The sequence below is a fragment of the Lipingzhangella rawalii genome (assembly GCF_031628175.1).
GTDB classification, from domain to species: domain Bacteria; phylum Actinomycetota; class Actinomycetes; order Streptosporangiales; family Streptosporangiaceae; genus Lipingzhangella_A; species Lipingzhangella_A rawalii.
Window position 1 is genome coordinate 442,695 of record NZ_JAVLVT010000005.1, and the last position, 18,230, is coordinate 460,924.

Consider the following 18,230-nt stretch of genomic DNA (forward strand, 5'->3'; position numbering starts at 1 on the left):
CCGGGTGGTGCGCCGAGGTCGAACTGGACGGGTGAGGAGTCGACGGACACGATTCCAGTCTGCCGACAACGAAAATGGTTGTCAAAATAGTCCGGTTTGTGCTGTCGCCAGTGCCGCAAGAATCCCCACGGCCAGGCAGCGCACCGTTCGGTGACCGGTGTCCAGCCGGGGCCAGGCCAGAAACGCCAGCCAGGCGATAGCCAGCGCCAGCAGTGTCAGGAGGAGCGCGCCGACGATCCCAGAGACCAACAGGCCGCCCAACAGGAGTCCCGCCAGGGTCACTGGGAGGAGCCATGCCGGAGCCTGATGCAGCCACACCAGCACGGTCGCGCTGCGACGTTCGATCTCGGTTCGCAGGGCACCGGCATTGGGGGTGTAGAAGGTGTCTCCCGAGGGCAGTGGCCGTGGGGGCCGGCGACGGTGGTTGCCGAACACGGGACTCCTAGCGTGGTCTGGCTCTGCCCCGCCCGCGGGAATCGCGGGCGGGCGGTCGTCTGTGGCCCAGACTAGCTCTGCCCGGGGTTCGGGGGGTGGGCATCGGGGCCCGCGAGATCTGGCCCGGCCGGTGCGGTGGGCTAGGCTGGCGCGCAATGATCGTCGTCACCCGGCACAGCGTGTCCTCCGATCCGGAGGCCACCGCGGAGTTCCAACAGCAGGCCCGCACTGTTCTCGAGGCGTTCGCAGAGTGTGCCGGCTACCAGCGGGGCACACTCGCCCGTTGTGCTGATGATCCGCAGCTGTGGACGATCGTCACCGAATGGGCGGGACCGGGCTATTATCGCCGAGCTCTGTCGGCGTTCTCCGTGCGGATGGTTGCCGTGCCCCTGCTGTCCGAGGCCTGGGACGAGCCCTCGGCCTTCGAGAAGTGGGTGGAGGTGCCCTCGGCCTCCTGAGGCCCCGGCTGTCGAGCCGGACGTCTCGTGTCGGGCCGGCCTCCTCGCGGCCGAGGGTGTGCTCCCAAGCAGGGTACGCAGTGTTCGGAACTGGTGCGCAGGGTGCTCGCATGTCCAATAAGCTGGACCTTTCGACACGTTACGCATCGCGTTCCCGCGATCCACCGACCGCCAGCCGGATGGAGAGTCAGTACAGCTATGGCCGTCAAGTCAGAGACCGTGGACGCCCTCGTCAACCTGGCAAAGCGCCGGGGCCTGGTCTACCCCTCGAGCGAGATCTACGGAGGGCTGCGCTCCGCCTGGGACTACGGCCCACTGGGTGTCGAGCTCAAGAGCAACATCAAGCGCCAGTGGTGGCGTGCCATGGTGCAGCAGCGCGAGGATGTGGTTGGACTCGACTCCAGCGTGATCCTGGCGCGGCAGGTGTGGGAGGCCTCGGGACACGTCGAGGCGTTCGTGGATCCGCTGACCGAGTGCATGTCCTGCCATAAGCGCTTCCGGTCTGACCACCTTCTGGAGGCTTTCCAGGAGCGGCACGGCCGCGTTCCGGTGGAGGGACTGGCCGAGATCCCCTGTCCGAACTGTGGCGCCAAGCGGTCGTTCACCGAGTCCCGGATGTTCAACGCACTCCTGCGGACCTACATCGGGCCGGTCCAGGATGAGTCCGGGCTGACCTATCTTCGACCGGAGACGGCCCAGGGCATCTTCATCAACTTCCTCAACGTGCAGCAGTCCTCCCGTAAGAAGGTCCCCTTCGGCATCGGACAGGTCGGCAAGTCCTTCCGTAACGAGATCACCCCGGGCAACTTCATTTTCCGAACGCGTGAGTTCGAGCAGATGGAGATGGAGTTCTTCTGCGTCCCCGGGACGGACGAGGACTGGCACCAGCACTGGATCGACACGCGCCTCGAGTGGTATCTGGATCTGGGAATCAATCGGGACCACCTGCGGCTGTACGAGCATCCCCAGGACAAGCTGGCCCACTATGCCAAACGCACCGTCGACATTGAGTACCGCTACAACTTCACCGGCCTGGAGTGGGGCGAGTTGGAGGGTATCGCCAACCGCACCGACTACGATCTCAAGACCCACGCCGAACATTCGGGCGCGGACCTATCCTTCTTCGATCAGGAGTCGGGCAACCGCTACATTCCCTACGTCGTCGAGCCGGCCGCCGGTGTGGACCGTGCGATGCTGACGTTTCTCCTGGACGCCTACACCGTCGACGAGGCTCCCAACAACAAGGGAAAGCTGGAGAAGCGGACCTACCTGCGGCTGGACCCGCGGCTGGCCCCGGTCAAGGCGGCCGTGTTGCCCTTGTCGCGCAACTCCGAGCTGTCGCCGCGCGCCCGGGAACTGGCGCAGCGCCTGCGGGCCAGGTGGAACGTCGAGTTCGACGATGCGGGTGCGATCGGTCGGCGTTACCGGCGGCAGGACGAGATCGGCACACCGTTCTGTATCACGGTGGACTTCGACACCCTGGAGGACGAGTCCGTCACGGTGCGGGAACGGGATTCGATGAGCCAGGTGCGGGTCTCGCTGGACAAGGTCGAGACCTACCTCATCGAACGTCTTCCGGGCTGCTGAGCCGCCAGGAGCCCGTCTGTTTCACCTGGCTGGTCAATGGTGGGAGGCGGCCGGACCCGGGGGGATATGGTCTCCGGCCGCCTCCGGAGGCACACCGTCCCGGTGGTGCCTCCGTGCCGAACCTATCGGCTCTCGCGGGACTCGTTGAGTGGTTTCTGCGGAGTTCTCCCCGCGTGTAAGCGAATCGTGACCAACGAGTGTGTTCGTGGGGATCAATCCCCCACTCAGGCGCCTGTGTCGGGCTGGGACGGGGGTGTCAGGTCGCAGTCGTGTACACCAGGAAGGACACCGCGACGTACTGGCACACGAAGGCCACCACGGTCAGGGCGTGGAACACCTCGTGGAACCCGAACCAGCCCGGGTGGGGGTCGGGCCATCGGGACGCGTAGGTGACAGCGCCCAGGCTGTAGAGGACTCCGCCGACCAACACCAGAATCCACACGACGGTGGGCGTGGCCAGCACCAGGTCCCGGGCGAACACAACGGCGATCCACCCCAGCGCCAGGTAGCAGATGGTGGACAGCCAGCGGGGAGCGCTGGGCCAGCACACCGTGAAGGTGACCCCGATCAGGGCGGCCGTCCAGACGGTTCCCAGCATCCACTGGCGTAGCGGACCAGACAGCGCCAACACGAGGAATGGGGTGTAGGTGCCGGCGATGATCAGGTAGATGTTCGCGTGGTCCAGGCGGCGGAGTAGGGAGTGGGGGACCGGGGACCAACGCCCCAGGTGATAGGCGGCCGAGACCGCGAACAGCAGAACCGCCGTGGCGGCATAGATTCCACTCGCCGCACGTGCTGCCGGGGTGGGAGACAGCACGATCAACACGATGCCCGCCGCCATAGCCAGGGGGGTGGTGCCCAGGTGCAGCCAGCCCCGCAGCCGCGGACGGTGGGGATGGTGGCCGGACGGCCGGTCGGCCACCGGGGGCCGGGTGGGTGACGTGTCCGTGGACGACATGTGCTCCTCAGTCCGGGTCGTGGCCGGGGTGCCGTGGCGCCACGGCACCCCGGCCGTGCGCTCCGCCGCCCACCGTAACCTACGCAACCGTAGGTTTTGGCTGGGTGCGGAGTGAGACCTTCCTCCCATCGAAATTGGTCCAGTCCTGTTCCGCTGGCGCGGAATGCGTGTCCTGCTCCGGGGTCATGTGAGGATTCACGCTGTGACCTGCGTCATTGTCGATGGGTTCGGGATGATGGTTCGGAATGCGTTGGCAGTGCGCGCGCATCATGTATAGACCTTTGGTCCATACCAAAGAATAGGGTTTGCGCTGGAAAAACGTGGAGAAGGCGATGGGGTGAGGAGCCCGAGAATGGCTGCGGGGTACAGTCGCGCCATTCGCGACGCGATGTCCACGTCGCCATCCAGCACAGCGAAGGAGCTTCCCGTGCCGAAGTACGTGTACGACTTCACCGAGGGGAACAAGGATCTCAAGGACCTCCTCGGCGGGAAGGGCGCGAACCTCGCCGAGATGACGAATCTCGGGCTTCCGGTCCCGCCCGGTTTCACGGTCACCACGGAGGCATGCCGGTACTACCTGGAACACCACGAGCTGCCCGAGGGGCTGGACACCGAGATCGAGGAGCACCTCGCGGTCCTGGAGACGACCATGGGCAAACAGCTGGGGCAGCCGGACGATCCCCTGCTGGTGAGTGTCCGGTCGGGCGCCCGCTACTCGATGCCGGGGATGATGGAAACCGTTCTCAACGTCGGGTTGAACGACGACTCGGTGGTCGGTCTCGCCGCTCAGTCCGGGGACGCCCGGTTCGCCTGGGACTCCTACCGGCGTCTGATCCAGATGTTCGGGCGAACTGTCCTCGAGGTGGACGGCGAGCTGTTCGAGGACGCAATCTCCGCAGTGAAGCACGACCGTGGCCTCACCGAGGACGTGGAGCTGACCGCCACTGACTGGCAGTCACTCGTGACCACCTTCAAGGAGATCGTCCGCCAGGAAACGGGACGGAGCTTTCCCGAGGACCCCCGCCAGCAGCTACGGGAGGCCGCCCTCGCGGTGTTCGAGTCCTGGAACACGCCCCGCGCCGCCCTATACCGGCGCCAGGAACGGATCCCGGTTTCGGCCGGCACGGCCGTCAATGTCTGTGCGATGGTGTTCGGGAACCTCGGGCCGGACTCGGGAACCGGAGTGGCCTTCACCCGCGACCCTGCCACCGGCCAGCAGGGCGTCTACGGCGACTACCTCAGCAACGCCCAGGGGGAGGATGTCGTGGCCGGTATCCGTAACACGGTTCCACTCGCGGACCTGGCCACCATCGATCCCGACAGTTACTCCGAGCTGCTCGCCATCATGGAGCGGCTGGAGAATCACTACCGGGACCTGTGCGACATCGAGTTCACGATCGAGCGGGGCAAGCTGTGGATGCTCCAGACCAGGGTCGGCAAGCGTACCGCCGCAGCCGCCTTCCGGATCGCCAACCAGTTGCTGGACCAGGGGTTGATCACCCTGGACGAGGCGGTGCAGCGGGTGACCGGCGAGCAGCTGGCCCAGCTCATGTTCCCGCGCTTCGATGAGGAGCCTGCCGGGGGCGCCCCCCGGCAACGGATCGGTCGAGGGATGAACGCATCGCCCGGGGCTGCGGTCGGCAAGGTCGTCTTCGACTCCTACACCGCGATCAAGTGGTCCCGCAGCGGTGAGGACGTGATTCTGGTCCGGCGCGAAACCAACCCGGATGATCTGGAGGGCATGATCGCCGCACGCGGCATCCTCACCAGTCGCGGCGGTAAGACCTCGCACGCGGCGGTTGTGGCCCGCGGCATGGGCAAGACCTGCGTCTGTGGCGCCGAAGAGCTGGACGTGGACACCAAGAATCGCCGGATGAGGACACCTGGTGGTGCGGTGGTCGAAGAGGGCGATGTCATTTCCATCGACGGCACCAGCGGGGAGGTCTATCTTGGAGCGGTTCCGGTAACCGACTCCCCGGTGGTGCGCTACTTCGACGGCCAGCTCGATCCGGCATCCGACGAAGCCGACGATCTGGTTCGGGCCGTGGACCGGCTCATGCACTACGTTGACGCCGCGCGGCACCTGTACGTGCGCGCGAACGCCGACACACCGCAGGACGCAGCCCGCGCCCGGCGGATGGGTGCGCAGGGTATCGGCCTGTGCCGCACGGAGCACATGTTCCTGGGAGACCGACGCTCCCTGGTGGAGCGGCTCATCCTGGCCGACACCGATACCGAACGGGACGAGGCCCTGGCCGCACTGCTGCCACTCCAGCGCGCGGACTTCACCGGGATCTTCGAAGCCATGGACGGTCTCCCGGTCACCGTGCGGCTCCTGGACCCACCCCTGCACGAGTTCTTGCCCGATATCACGGAACTGTCGGTCCGCGTTGCTGTTGCCGAGGCCCGCGGCGAGGCCCGGGAGAACGATCTGCGACTGTTGCAGGCCGTGCACCGGTTGCACGAGCAGAACCCGATGCTCGGGCTGCGCGGGGTGCGCCTCGGCTTGGTGGTTCCCGGGCTGTTCACGATGCAGGTACGGGCCATCGCCCAGGCCGCGGCGGACCGGATCGAGTCCGGGGGGCGGCCGTGCCCGGAGATCATGATTCCACTCGTGGGTACCGTCCAGGAGTTGGAGATCATCACGGAGGAGGCGCAGCAGGTCCTGGGTGAGGTCGCCGACGAGCGCGGCGTGCAGCTGGATATTGCACTCGGCACGATGATCGAGCTTCCCCGGGCCGCGCTCACCGCTGGCCAGATCGCCGAAAGCGCGGATTTCTTCTCGTTCGGCACCAACGACCTCACCCAGACCGTGTGGGGCTTCTCCCGGGACGATGTCGAGGCGTCCTTCTTCTCCTCCTACCTGGAGAAGGGAGTCTTTGGTGTGTCTCCGTTCGAGTCGTTGGACACGGATGGGGTCGGCCGGCTGATCCAGCTGGCGGTGGACGAGGGACGCGCCGCCAAGAGCGACATCAAATTGGGCGTGTGCGGCGAACACGGGGGAGATCCGGTCTCGGTGCGTTTCTTCCATGCAGCGGGTCTCGACTATGTGTCCTGCTCACCGTTCCGGGTTCCGGTGGCACGATTGGAGGCGGGACGCGCGGCCGGGCACGCAGAGTAGCTCGCCAGCAGCTCGGTAATTCGGCCGTGGTGGTTGCTGGTGGAGGCGTCCCCAGGGCCGCCTCCACCAGCGCCACCGCGCCCCGCGGGGTGGGCTTGAGGCGGTTCAGGCCGCTGGGGGTAGGGGGGCCACACAGTCCCTGGGGTGGGTAAAGGCTGGTGGGAGCTGGGGCGCGCTGCACGGGGACCCCAGCCGCCATCCGCGCACCGGGCTGGACCGGAGCCGACGTGGGTGCAGCCGCGGTACGGGAGTGAGAAGGTGCCACCTGTGTGGCCCCGTACGTCTCCTTTGGGGTTTCGACGGGCAGTCCACCCGATTCTTGGCTATTCTCAATCGAGATGTTGACACAGAGCAGGGGGTGAGACGTGCCGAGCGCGGGAGGCCGAAGTGAGCGGGAACCGCTCGATGGCCAGCGGCCAGCCGCACCAGACGCGGCTGTCACCCGGCAGTTCGTACGAACGGAGACCGACGAACCGGCCGACGCCATGGCCACCCAGGTTTTCGCGCGGCCTGGGGACGAGCCCTCGCCCCAAGCCAGCGCACCGCGTGCCGAGACCGGCGATAGCCCCACCGGATCCCGGGCGGGGGCCACCCAACCCATGCGGCGGGAGCCGTCCGGGCCCTCGTCCCCTGCCACCGGACCGGACCGGGGGGCACGGGGGGGCGGGGGGAATGGCCGTACCTCCCGCGGCGCACGCCGCCCCGGGACGCCGCGGCGGCGGATCCGGCTGCGTTGGCTGCTGGCCTTGATCGTCCTCCTGGCCATTCTGATCCCCGCGGTGACCTGGACCCGGGTGTGGTACACGGCCAGGATGGACGAACGGCCCGCCTCCGATGCCATCCTGGTGCTCGGTGCCAGCCAGTACAACGGTCAGCCGTCCCCCATCTTCGAAGCTCGGCTCCAGCACGCCGCCGAGCTGTACCAGCAGGGGGTCGCTCCCGCGATCGTGACGGTTGGGGGCAGCCAGCCCGGTGACAACTTCACCGAGGGGGAAAGCGGACACAACTGGCTCGTGGATATCGGGATTCCTCCCGACCAGGTGGTTGGCGTCGGGGAGGGCAGTGACACCCTGGAGAGCATCGAGGCGGTGGCCCCGGTGTTCGAGGAGAACGACTGGACCAGTGCGGTGATTGTCACCGACCCGTGGCACGCCCTGCGGTCGCTGAGCATCGCGAACGACATCGGGATCGAGGCGGCGTCCTCACCGGCACGGTCCGGGCCCGCCGTCCAGAGTCGCGAGCTGCAACTGTGGTACATCACGCGCGAGAGTGCCTCGCTGATGTACTACCGCACCTTCGGTGAGAGCGCTGACGTTACGGTGGACGCCGCCTGAGGCACCCCAACGGACGACCCCACCGGACCCACCGTGAGTCAACGCGAGGCCATTGACGAGCTATGCCCAGCTACCATTCTCACGATCGCCAGCGCCGGGTCAGCGAGCCGGCGAAGAGCGACGGTCGCAGCCCCTTCGAGCGGGACCGGGCGCGGGTGCTGCACAGTTTCTCCCTGCGCCGACTGGCAGCCAAAACGCAGGTGGTACAGCCGGGCGTTAGCGATTTTCCGCGTACGCGACTGACCCACTCCCTGGAGTGCGCCCAGATCGGCCGGGAACTGGGCAGCCGGCTGGGCTGTGACCCCGACCTCGTCGAAGCCGCCTGCCTGGCGCATGACCTGGGGCATCCCCCGTTCGGGCACAACGGTGAGGCGGCACTTGACGCGGCGGCACGGGACTGTGGCGGGTTCGAGGGCAACGCCCAGAGCCTGCGCCTGTTGACACGCCTGGAAAGCAAGGTGCTGGACCCGGACGGCGCTAGCGCCGGGCTGAACCTCACGCGTGCCACGCTGGACGCCACAGTGAAGTATCCCTGGACGTGCGCCCAGACCCGAACCGCGACCCGCGGGCCGGCTGCTGCGGGAAAGTTCGGATGCTACACCGAGGACATCGCCGTCCTGGACTGGATCCGTGCGCACGCCCCGCACGGGCGGCGCTGCCTCGAGGCGCAGGTCATGGACTGGGCCGACGACGTCGCCTATTCCGTTCACGACGTTGAAGACGGATTGTACGCCGGGATGATCCTTCCGGAGACGCTCGATTCCGACTCCGAACGCCAACACCTTGCCGAGCTGGCGGCACGGTCCCTGGCGGAGTCGGCTCCGGGACTCGGGGCGCCGCTGTTGGATGATGCCGGTCGTCCGCCCGGCACGGAAGAGTTGCGTCAGGTGCTCGAGGATCTGCTGGGGGAACCGTTCTGGCCACGGCAGATGGCTGGGGACCTCCGCTCCCTCGCCCGGCTCAAGGACCTGACCAGTGCACTGATCGGACGTTTCTGTGGGGCCGCAGAGCGGGCTACTCTGGCCCGGCAGCGTGCGGAGGCACAGGAGTGGGGCCGATACACCGCTGAGTTGATCGTTCCGCGACGTCAGGTGCTGGAGTGTGCGCTCCTCAAAGCGATCGCGGTCCGCTATGTCCTGGGGCGCGACGGGGCACGCGAACACCAGGAGTGGGAGCGGGGCATCGTGACCGAACTGGTCGCGGCGGTCGCGCACGGGGCTCCGGCCACACTCGATCCGGCCCTGCGTCCGGGGTACGTAGCCGCCGGGGACGACGCCGCTGCCCTGCGGGTGGTCATCGACCAGGTGGCGTCCCTGACCGACACCTCGGCCCTGGCCTGGCACCGTGAGCTGTGCGGATGACCTCCGGCCGCGGTGTGGAACTGGGTCCCGTGCGGGCGTGGGGATAGGTCTGCCCAGCACCACCCGGAAACGAGGCACAGCGAGGAACGGAGCCTGCATGGATACGCTCCGTTACCACCCAGCCGGGATCAGTCGCCGTCCCCATCGGCGTCGACGGCACCCGTGAAGGCGAGAAACTCCGCACGGCGATCCGGAAGCCCCCAGGCTGCGAGGGTCTCGGCGACCTCCGGTAGTTCCCATGCGGCGGCTGGCAACTCGGTGACCGCCCACAGGACTTCCTGGCGGTCCTGACTGTAGCTGTCGAAGGCGTCCGGCTGCGCAGTGTCCTGCTGTTTGGACCGGGGGCCGAAAACCAACTCGAAGGCGTCGGCCAGTAGCGGGGACGGGTCGTCGGTCTCCGGGTCCACCCCGGCGAACAGCGTGGGGTAGGCATCAATGCAGATCCACCGGCCCTGCTCACCCAGCAGCCGCGCCGTCAGTGCCAGATAGCCGTGATCGTCGACGTCGGCGAACGGGGAGGGAAAGACCTCGGCGAGATCCGGGGTGCTCAACCAGGGGCCGAGTACCGTCCCCACACGCTGCGGGGCAGCCTCACCGAGCTGGTGAACCAACCCCACCGCCGCCGCGACCGTGCGCGGATCGTCCTCCTCGCCGTCCACGAACCGCTCCAGATAGGCGGTGCTGTCGGTGTCCTGTGGGCCCGCCAGCATCCCCACCGCGTACAGCACCGAGGCGAATTCCTCATCATCGACGAAGGTGGCCCCCTCCAACGCCCGCAGGGCAGGGATGAGGGTCTCGGCATGCTCCGGAAACAGCGCCAACAGGTTCGCGGTCTCCTGGGGCACGAACTCGCCGGAGCGCAGCTGGGAGTCCGTCACCAGTTCCAACAGGTGGGAAACCTCGCCGCTGAGGGCCTCGTAGGTAGCCAGCTCCGCGGCGAGAATCTCGGCCCCCGCGGGCTGGTCCAGCGCCGCCAACTGCGTTCCGGCCCGACGCCGCTGCTGCTCGGTGTCCGCCGTGTCCAGCACCTTCTGGAAGTGGTTCCGCGCCTCGTCGACGGAGACGGAACCAACCCAGGCCACCTCGCTGCGCCATTCCGCCAGGTCCTCCGGCCCCGGAAACCGCGGGACCCGGTCCCCGGGAACGCCGGCGGCGAGTTCGTGGAGCAGGCTGAGGACGTCGTAGGGCTGGGGAGTCTCCGGGTGACAGGCCAGCCGCACCAGGAACGGGACCGCCCACGGTGCGGCGCGGTGTCCGGGCTGCGGATAGTTGAGGATCTCCCCCAGTCGCAGCGCCGACTCCACCGAGGACTCCGCGGAACACAACCCCCGCAGTAGTCCGGGTATGGCTGGCCCTCCGTCCGGGGCCAGCTCACGCCAGTCGACGTCGACAATGCCGCTCAGGGGATGGGTGCTGGGTTGGCTCGCCATGCGCTCGACACTATCGCCCCCGACTCTGCGGGCCGACCGCAGCACGGGCAGTCGGCTGTGGCTGTTTCTGTGTCGGTGTCCACTGTCCGCGTGTCTCTAGACTTGACGACTATGGCCGGACGGATCCGCGCAGAGGACGTCGCAACAGTACGGGAGCGTTCCCCCATCGCCGAGGTGATCGGGGAGTACCTTGAACTACGCAATGCCGGAGGCGACTCACTGAAGGGCCTGTGCCCCTTCCACGACGAGAGCACCCCCTCGTTCCACGTGACCCCCTCGCGTGGCCTGTACTACTGCTTCGGCTGCGAGGCCGGAGGGGACGTGCTGGCCTTCGTGCGGGAGATGGACCAGCTCAGCTTCAGCGAGGCCGTGGAGGCCCTCGCGCAGCGTGCCGGGATCCAGCTGCGCTACGAAGAGGGCGGGTATGTTCCCCGTAACGAGCAGAGTCAGCGCCAGCGGCTCCTCGAAGCGCACCGGGTGGCCGCCGAGTTCTACGCCGAGCAGCTGTTGACCTCCCGGGCCCACGAGGCCCGCCAGTTCCTCAAGGACCGGGGCTTCACCCGTGCTGACGCCGAGCATTTCGGTGTGGGCTACGCGCCCCCCGGATGGGAGGTGCTGACCTCCCACCTGCGGCAGAAGGGGTTCACCGACGCGGAAATCATGCTGGGCGGGCTCGCGAGCCAGGGCCGGCGAGGTCCCTACGACAAGTTCCGTAACCGGCTGGTGTGGCCGGTGCGGGAGATCACCGGGGAGGTCGTGGGCTTCGGGGCGCGACGGCTCGACCCCGAGGACACGGGGCCCAAATACCTCAACACCCAGGAAACCCCGATCTTCAAGAAGAGCAGCCTGCTCTACGGCCTGGACCTGGCTCGCAGAGAGATTTCCCGGCGAGCACAGGTGATCGTGGTCGAGGGCTATACCGACGTGATGGCCTGCCACCTCGCGGGAGAGAAGACCGCAGTGGCCACCTGTGGCACCGCGTTCAGCAGTGGACACGTGCAGTTGCTCCGCCGCCTCGTGGGCGGTCCCTCCTCCGGGAGCAGCGTCATCTTCACCTTCGACGGGGATGCCGCCGGACACAAGGCCGCGGTACGCGCCTTCGAGGAGGCACGCGGCGAGTTCACCCACACCTACGCCGCTATCCAGCCAGACGGCCTGGACCCCTGTGACCTGCGGCTGGAACGCAACGACGCGGGACTGCAAGCCCTGATCGACGCGAAGCGCCCCCTGTCCGAAGTCGTGATGGAGAACCAGGTGGCGCGTTTCGACGTCAACACGATCGAGGGCCAGCTCGCGGCGATCGACGCCGCAGCCCCCGCACTCGCCACCGTGCAGGACCCGGACGCGTGGGAGAAGACCGTGCAGTGGTTGGCGCGTCAGGTCAAGGAAACCAACCTCGACCTCGTCAAGCGCCGGGTACGTGTGGGCGCCTCTGCCCAGCCCGGCCATCGTCAGGACGAGGAGACGCAGCAGCGTCCCGCCCCGGCGACGCGTGCACGCACCTACGACCTACGGGACCCCACCGTGCGGCGGGAGCGCCAGGCCCTCAAGCTCGCGATCCAGTTTCCTCACCTGGCTCGCAGTTTCGACGAGCTGGACCCCACGGCCTTCACCGTCCGCGAGCACCAGGCCATGCACGAGCTGATTCGTGGCCGCGGCGGGGTGGCCGCGGTGGAGTACCCCCAACGCTGGGGGCTGGACCTCTACGATGCGGCCCCCAACGAGGTGCAGGCCGCCTTCCTCACCGAGCTGGCCAGTGAACCGATTGAGGTGGATGGGGAGCTGAGCGAGCAGGCGGCCACCGAGATTCTGCGGCGGATACGGCTGGACGTGGTGAGCCGCCAGATCGCCGAGATCCGGGCGCAGCTGGAGCGACAGGACCAGCAGGGCGACCCCGAGGAGTACAACCGGGTCTTCGTCGAGCTCATGACCCTCCAGGAACGGAAGCGAATGATACAGGAGGGGACGCACGGCGCGATGTGACATCGCGGTGAGAAAACTGGCGCTCTACATGTGGCGAGGTGAGCGGGCACACTGGAGGTGTGGCTCGCGGTACGCTGCCCAGCATTCCGACCAACGGTCGGCCAACGGCCGACCTGGAACCTCACGTCGCCGCACCCGAGCTGGAGTCGGTTCCGGCGGAGGTGCCCGAGGCGGACGTGGCCGAGCTGGTGGGGCTGGAGCCGGATCAGGCCTCGACCCGCAGCGGCCTGGGTGATCTGGTTCGGGTCTATCTCCGCGAGATCGGCCGGGTGCCGCTGCTGACGGCCGAGGAGGAGGTCGACCTCGCCGCGGCCGTCGAGGCGGGGCTGTATGCCGAGCAGCAGCTGTGCGGACACGCGGCCGCACCGTCCTGGGCTCCGCACCGCACCACGGAGGAGCTCCAGGAGCTGGTGCGGCGGGGGGAACAGGCCAAGCGCCAGCTCATCGAGGCGAACTTGCGGCTGGTGGTGTCGATCGCCAAGCGCTACACGGGCCGGGGGATGCTGTTCCTGGACCTGATCCAGGAGGGCAACCTCGGGCTGATCCGCGCGGTGGAGAAGTTCGACTACACCAGGGGCTACAAGTTCTCCACCTACGCCACCTGGTGGATCCGCCAGGCCATCACCCGGGCCATGGCCGACCAGGCCCGCACCATCCGCATCCCGGTGCACATGGTCGAGGTCATCAACAAGGTGCTGCGGGTGCAGCGCCAACTACACCAGGAACTGGGACACGAACCCGACCCGCAGCGCCTGGCCCGGGAGTTGGGGATGGAGTGTTCCCGTATCCGGGAGATCCAGCGCATCGCCCAGGAGCCGATGTCGCTACAGAGTCCGATCGGTGCCGAGGATTCCGATTTCGGGGAGTTCATCGAGGACGCCGACACCGTGGCCCCGATCGAGGCCGCCGCGTTCCTGCTGATGCAGGAGGAACTGGCGGCGCTGCTGGAGACCCTGTCCGTGCGGGAACAGCGCATCATCGAGCTACGGTACGGGCTGCGGGACGGGCGTCCCCGCACCCTGGAGGATGTGGGACGCGAGTTCGGGGTGACGCGCGAACGTATCCGCCAGATCGAGGCGCGGGTCCTGGCCAAGCTACGTCATCCCGCCCGGGCGGAGCGGCTTCGGGGGTTCCTGGACTGAACCCGGGTCTGGTGACCGAATTCCGCCATTTCTCGGTCACCCTGCTGCGGCGGAGTGCCGGGAGCGCTAGGTTCGATAGTGATGACGCGTACTGGCACGTCTGGCGGATCCGCCACGCTGGCTCAACGTAACCGGGTACTCCTGGGGGTCGCGGTGGCTGCGGTCCTCGGAGCACTGTTCTTCAGCGTTCTCACCGTGATCACCACCAACGGGTCCCGCGGTGGTGGGGAAGGTGCTGACCGGGAGCGGGTCGCCTACTTCGCGGACTGGAACACCGCGAACCGTGGATACCGCATCCTGGATGTGGCCGAGAGCGGGGCGGCCGAGCACATGTCCACCCTGCTGTGGGCGTTCGGGGACGTCAACGCGGAGGGGCTGTGCTACATCGACCCGGATGCCAACCAGCCCTGGGAGATCTACCAGCGCCGTTACGACGCCGCGGACAGCGTGGACGGGGAAGGTGACGAGCATGACCAGCAGCTCGCCGGGAGCCTGAACCAGCTGGACAAGCTCAAAGACGACCATGCACACCTGCGCGCCGGGATTTCGCTGGGCGGTTGGAACTGGTCGACGTACTTCTCGAACGCTGCGGCCACCGAGGAGTCCCGCGCGGAGTTCGCGCGGTCCTGTATCGATCTGTGGCTGCGGGGCAACCTGCCGCAACTGAACGACGAGCCCCAAGGCGGCGAGGGTGCGGCCGAGGGCGTCTTTGACGGTATCGACATCGACTGGGAGTGGCCCGGTGGGGGAGGGCACGCGGATAACGTGACCCGCCCCGACGACGGGGCGAACTTCACCCTGATGGTGCGTGAGCTGCGTCGCCAGTTGGATGACTATGCCGAGGAGAGCGGCCGGGATCTGTTTCTGAGCGCGTCGTTCCCGCACAGCGAGGAGCTGATGCGGGCCGGGGTCGAACCCGAGGTCTTTGACTACCTGGATTTCGCCACCGTGCAGGGATACGACTTCACGGGTACGTGGAGCGATGTCACCGACCACCATTCCCAGCTGTACGCCCCGGAGGGGGCGCCCAGCTCCGCCAGCGCGCACGCGGCCGTGCAGCGCTATCTGGACCACGGCCTGCCCGCCGAGAAGCTGGTGTTGGGGATTCCGGCCTTCGGTCGTGGCTGGACCGGTGTGGATCGCGCCAATTTCGGCCGGTTCCAGCCGGGCGAGCCCGCCGAGGGCTCCTACGGTGCGGGTGTCGACCCGTACAACGAGCTTCAGGAACGCCCCGGGCAACGGTTCTTGGACCCGGTGAACGGTGCCTACTGGATCTATGACGGCACCGAGTGGTGGACCTATGACACGCCGTGGATCGTGAACATGAAGGGGGAGTACGCCCGGGAGCACGATCTGGGTGGGCTCATGCTGTGGAACCTGGATCAGGACCCCGACGCTGAGCTGGTCGAGGCGATGGATACTGGCCTGGCGGAGTGACACATAGGTACTCAGAGTGATTCGGAGTGATTCGGAGTGACGCGGTAGTGCACTCCGTGGAGTGGCGGAATGCGGCGTTGCGGGGTGTCGTGGCACCCCCGCGGCAGCCCCCTTCCCCCGCTCTCTAGCACCTCATTGGCCGTGTGGTGCCCACATTGGCCCCCTGGGGGCTCCACTCGTCCGGGGTGGCCCCGAAGCTCCATAGTCACCCCGACGCCACCCGGGTGGCGTCGCGACGATCGGGATTTGGAGTGTGGCCTGGTCGCCCGCAATTGGATCTCGAGCAACTGGCCAGTTGCGTCGATGGGTGGGTGCCGGGGCTTGCACCTGGTGGAGGGGCCTACGGGCGGTGCGTCTCGACGAGACCGGATTCGGGACGCCAGTGACGAATCAGGAGCGCATCGCGCTCTTCGGTCAGGCCAACCGTGACCACCGAATCCAGCTCCAGCCGGAACAGGTGCGCCGCTGGGTCTTGCTGCTGTATCTGGTCGAACAGGGGGCCGGATGTGATTTCCTCGGCTCGGCCCGTGAGTTTGGCGTCCAGCAGACCATCTGGGGACGCGGTGCCGTCTCCCGGATTGCTGTGTAGGGCGAACCGCGGATCGCGGAGAAGGTCGCGGGCCTTGCGGGCTCCTGACATGGACCCGACAGTGATATCGATGTCCCCGAACTGTACCTCGGTTCCGCTGACCCGCGGGGAGCCGTCGGCACACAGGGTCGCGAGGACGTGATGGGTGGCGGCTTCGAATCGCGCCTGCACCTCGGCGGCGAAACTTGGCTGTTCGGTGGTGAACTGCTGCCAGGTGGTCATGGTTTCCATCCTGGCGGGAATCTCTGACATTTACGGCTACGGAACCGCGCGTAGTCCTAGATTCCCATGCGCTCGCGCAGCTTGGCGAGGGCCAGTCCGGCCCGGTGGTTGATTTCGGCGTCCTGGGAATCCAGGCCCTCGTCGAACCGGGCGTGCCAGACGATCTCGTCGGTGGCGGGGGAGCGGCGGGCCACCAGCCGGACCCCCCGTCCGTCCCCGGTCAGTGGCACGTGCTGATTTACCGTGATGGTCGCAGTCACCCGCTCCTGGACGACCTCGGGAACCCGACCCGGCTCGCGCACAGTGACGTGCTGGGTACCCGAGCCGACTTCCAGAAAACTCAGCCCATCCTCGGTCCAGTTCGCCCAGTCGATCATCTCCCAGGGAACGGATCGTCCCTGCGGAAGGTGCAGCCGGTGGTTGGTCACGACGAGGTGCCCATCCGGGGCGGTTGCGTATGCCAGGGCACGCTCCCCGCGCGCCAGGGACAGTCGTGCCCGCACATTGGACGGAACGGCGGAACCGAACAGCCACATCACGATCGGCCTCCGGGGCGGTGTAGAGCGGGGGTGGGCCGGAGCTGGGAGAGCGGTCCACTCACCGGTTGTTGGATGCGCCGGGATCGGAGCTGTCCCCGCGGCTCGCCTCGGCCTGGATGGGCGGGGTGTCGCCTCCGGCGTCGCGCGGCTCGGGTACCTCGTCCCACAGGTTCAGTTCTGTCTGTTCCTGCGGGCTGGGCCGGTCCAAGAAGTCGTGCACACCGGGCACACGGTCGACGATGGTGGTACGTACCTTCCGCCCGGCCCGGGTGACCTGGGAACCGATCAGGCCGGCGGTCTCCTGGGCGGCAGGGCTGTCGGCGACCCGGCGTGCCATGCGGGTGATCTGCTCGTAGCGCCGGCGACCTGCCCGTGTCCCCAGGACGTATCCCACAGCCAGCCCGGCTGCGAAGGTGATCCGGTACCGCATACGTCCTCCTCCACTCGGCTCCTCCAGTGATATCCGAAAGGCTACCCTCGTGGAACCAGCGAGCCGCGGACCGGCACGGAACTCGCGACGATGTGCAGACCACTCCCGCAGATGCGCTAAGGTGGATGCCGTTGGCGCGGCGGACAGCCCGCCGGCAGCGCGATCCCGCGTAGCTCAATCGGCAGAGCAATCGGCTGTTAACCGATAGGTTACTGGTTCGAGTCCAGTCGCGGGAGCTCTCCACGGCCAGGCCCATAGGGCCTGGCCTTTCGCATGCGCCGTGACACCCCCATCGGCTTTTCCTGGCCCCCATGGTCTGGGGGGTTACCCCGAGTCGCCAGAGCGGCCTCGAACCCACCCACCCGCGTCACGGATCGACTATGGCGGCTCCGGACCTTACGCGACATGCGGCGCGGTCGAGCATGTTGGGCCGTTGGAGAAAGAACCGTCTGCCTCCGCCCGGTGCCGATACGCCAAGCTCAGGCGGCCACGCGTGTATGTGTTAGCATCGGTACATATCGATGCAGCGGACCAATGTCTACGCGGACCCCGAGGACCTGGCCCTGATCAAGGAGGCCGCCCGGCGCCGTGGCGTCGCGGAGGCAGAGATCATTCGCGAAGGCCTGCATCTCGCCGCCATGGCGAACCGCGTCTGGGACGATCCCCTCGACTGGCCGACCTTCGAAGGCAGTGGCGAGCCCGTCACCCGCGAAGAGATCACCGAGACTGTCGCCGAGGGGCGCCGCGGCGCATGATCGTCATCGCCGACACCTCCGGAATCATTGCCGCGTCCGACCGTAACGCGCCTGAGGCGGCGGCCTGCCGGTCCGTGCTGGAGCAGGCCGGTACGGTGATCATTTCCGGGCTGGTTCTGACGGAACTGGACCACATGGCCAAGGCCCGGTTCGGCTCCGAAGCGCGGAGCCGACTGCTGGACCACCTCCTCGCTCAGGTACATCGCATGCGTTTTCAGGTCCCGGAGCCGAGTATTGACGTCCTCGATACCGCGCGAGCCGTGCAGCGGCGCTACGCGGCCCTGGATCTGGATCTCACCGACGGCGTCAACGTCGCCCTGGCCGCCCAGTATCGGACCGATGCACTGTTGAGCCTCGACCGGCGCGGTTTTCGAACCGTGCGTCCGCTCACTCCGCATCAGGCGTTCCGCCTGCTACCGGACGACGTCGCATGAGCCTCGGGCTTGTCA

Annotated in this window: 16 protein-coding genes and 1 tRNA gene; 11 read left to right on the forward strand and 6 right to left on the reverse strand. The window is 67.5% G+C overall.

Features of this window, described 5'->3' with window-relative positions; genetic code table 11:
- Nucleotides 1–81: 81 nt before the first annotated feature.
- Nucleotides 82–435: a DUF6703 family protein gene (locus RIF23_RS12965; RefSeq protein ID WP_310912747.1), complete on the reverse strand. Its 354-nt coding sequence runs from the start codon at nucleotides 433–435 to the stop codon at nucleotides 82–84.
- A gap of 155 nt (nucleotides 436–590) precedes the next feature.
- Between RIF23_RS12965 and RIF23_RS12970 the strand changes: the two genes are divergently transcribed.
- Entirely contained in the window at nucleotides 591–893 is a 303-nt protein-coding gene (locus tag RIF23_RS12970) for an antibiotic biosynthesis monooxygenase family protein (protein WP_310912748.1), read from the forward strand.
- Nucleotides 894–1,091: 198 nt separating this feature from the next.
- Nucleotides 1,092–2,480 carry a glycine--tRNA ligase gene (locus tag RIF23_RS12975; RefSeq protein ID WP_310912749.1) on the forward strand — a complete coding sequence of 463 codons (1,389 nt, stop codon included), beginning with the start codon at nucleotides 1,092–1,094 and terminating at the stop codon, nucleotides 2,478–2,480.
- Between the two features lie 256 nt (nucleotides 2,481–2,736).
- Here RIF23_RS12975 and trhA read toward each other — a convergent pair whose 3' ends face one another.
- On the reverse strand, nucleotides 2,737–3,438 hold the full coding sequence (gene trhA, locus RIF23_RS12980; protein WP_310912750.1) for a PAQR family membrane homeostasis protein TrhA: 702 nt from the start codon (nucleotides 3,436–3,438) through the stop codon (nucleotides 2,737–2,739).
- A gap of 427 nt (nucleotides 3,439–3,865) precedes the next feature.
- Here trhA and ppdK point away from each other — a divergent pair, with 427 nt between their 5' ends.
- From ppdK to RIF23_RS12995, 3 genes are all read left to right on the forward strand, one after another.
- Nucleotides 3,866–6,559, forward strand: coding sequence for a pyruvate, phosphate dikinase (gene ppdK, locus RIF23_RS12985; protein WP_310912751.1), 2,694 nt, complete (start codon nucleotides 3,866–3,868; stop codon nucleotides 6,557–6,559).
- A 365-nt stretch (nucleotides 6,560–6,924) separates the two neighbouring features.
- Nucleotides 6,925–7,893, forward strand: a complete 969-nt coding sequence (locus RIF23_RS12990) for a YdcF family protein (RefSeq protein WP_310912752.1) — start codon at nucleotides 6,925–6,927, stop codon at nucleotides 7,891–7,893.
- A gap of 62 nt (nucleotides 7,894–7,955) precedes the next feature.
- The gene (locus tag RIF23_RS12995; protein WP_310912753.1) at nucleotides 7,956–9,254 is read left to right on the forward strand and encodes a deoxyguanosinetriphosphate triphosphohydrolase; all 1,299 of its coding nucleotides are present in this window, start codon (nucleotides 7,956–7,958) and stop codon (nucleotides 9,252–9,254) included.
- Between the two features lie 128 nt (nucleotides 9,255–9,382).
- On the opposite strand, the gene RIF23_RS13000 is transcribed toward RIF23_RS12995, so the two are convergent.
- Nucleotides 9,383–10,684 (reverse strand): hypothetical protein, encoded by a 1,302-nt coding sequence (locus RIF23_RS13000; RefSeq protein ID WP_310912754.1) that lies wholly within the window; start codon nucleotides 10,682–10,684, stop codon nucleotides 9,383–9,385.
- Nucleotides 10,685–10,795: 111 nt separating this feature from the next.
- On the opposite strand from RIF23_RS13000, the gene dnaG reads away from it, so the two are divergent.
- The 3 genes from dnaG (at nucleotide 10,796) to RIF23_RS13015 (ending at nucleotide 15,246) form a co-directional block, all read left to right on the forward strand.
- Nucleotides 10,796–12,667, forward strand: a complete 1,872-nt coding sequence (gene dnaG, locus RIF23_RS13005; RefSeq protein WP_310912755.1) for a DNA primase — start codon at nucleotides 10,796–10,798, stop codon at nucleotides 12,665–12,667.
- Between the two features lie 59 nt (nucleotides 12,668–12,726).
- A complete protein-coding gene (gene rpoD / locus RIF23_RS13010; RefSeq protein WP_407659461.1) occupies nucleotides 12,727–13,809 on the forward strand; it encodes an RNA polymerase sigma factor RpoD in 1,083 nt (360 codons plus the stop codon).
- Between the two features lie 81 nt (nucleotides 13,810–13,890).
- Entirely contained in the window at nucleotides 13,891–15,246 is a 1,356-nt protein-coding gene (locus tag RIF23_RS13015) for a glycoside hydrolase family 18 protein (protein ID WP_310912756.1), read from the forward strand.
- 340 nt (nucleotides 15,247–15,586) lie between these two features.
- On the opposite strand, the gene RIF23_RS13020 is transcribed toward RIF23_RS13015, so the two are convergent.
- From RIF23_RS13020 to RIF23_RS13030, 3 genes are all read right to left on the reverse strand, one after another.
- Nucleotides 15,587–16,057, reverse strand: coding sequence for a pyridoxamine 5'-phosphate oxidase family protein (locus tag RIF23_RS13020; protein ID WP_310912757.1), 471 nt, complete (start codon nucleotides 16,055–16,057; stop codon nucleotides 15,587–15,589).
- Nucleotides 16,058–16,113: 56 nt separating this feature from the next.
- The gene (locus RIF23_RS13025) at nucleotides 16,114–16,593 is read right to left on the reverse strand and encodes a hypothetical protein (protein ID WP_310912951.1); all 480 of its coding nucleotides are present in this window, start codon (nucleotides 16,591–16,593) and stop codon (nucleotides 16,114–16,116) included.
- A gap of 61 nt (nucleotides 16,594–16,654) precedes the next feature.
- The gene (locus RIF23_RS13030; protein ID WP_310912758.1) at nucleotides 16,655–17,026 is read right to left on the reverse strand and encodes a hypothetical protein; all 372 of its coding nucleotides are present in this window, start codon (nucleotides 17,024–17,026) and stop codon (nucleotides 16,655–16,657) included.
- A gap of 163 nt (nucleotides 17,027–17,189) precedes the next feature.
- Between RIF23_RS13030 and RIF23_RS13035 the strand changes: the two genes are divergently transcribed.
- From RIF23_RS13035 to RIF23_RS13045, 3 genes are all read left to right on the forward strand, one after another.
- Nucleotides 17,190–17,262: transfer RNA gene (locus RIF23_RS13035), tRNA-Asn, on the forward strand.
- A 285-nt stretch (nucleotides 17,263–17,547) separates the two neighbouring features.
- Nucleotides 17,548–17,781: a ribbon-helix-helix domain-containing protein gene (locus RIF23_RS13040; protein ID WP_310912759.1), complete on the forward strand. Its 234-nt coding sequence runs from the start codon at nucleotides 17,548–17,550 to the stop codon at nucleotides 17,779–17,781.
- The gene (locus RIF23_RS13045; protein ID WP_310912760.1) at nucleotides 17,778–18,215 is read left to right on the forward strand and encodes a type II toxin-antitoxin system VapC family toxin; all 438 of its coding nucleotides are present in this window, start codon (nucleotides 17,778–17,780) and stop codon (nucleotides 18,213–18,215) included. Before RIF23_RS13040 ends, RIF23_RS13045 begins: the two co-directional genes overlap by 4 nt.
- Nucleotides 18,216–18,230 lie beyond the last annotated feature (15 nt).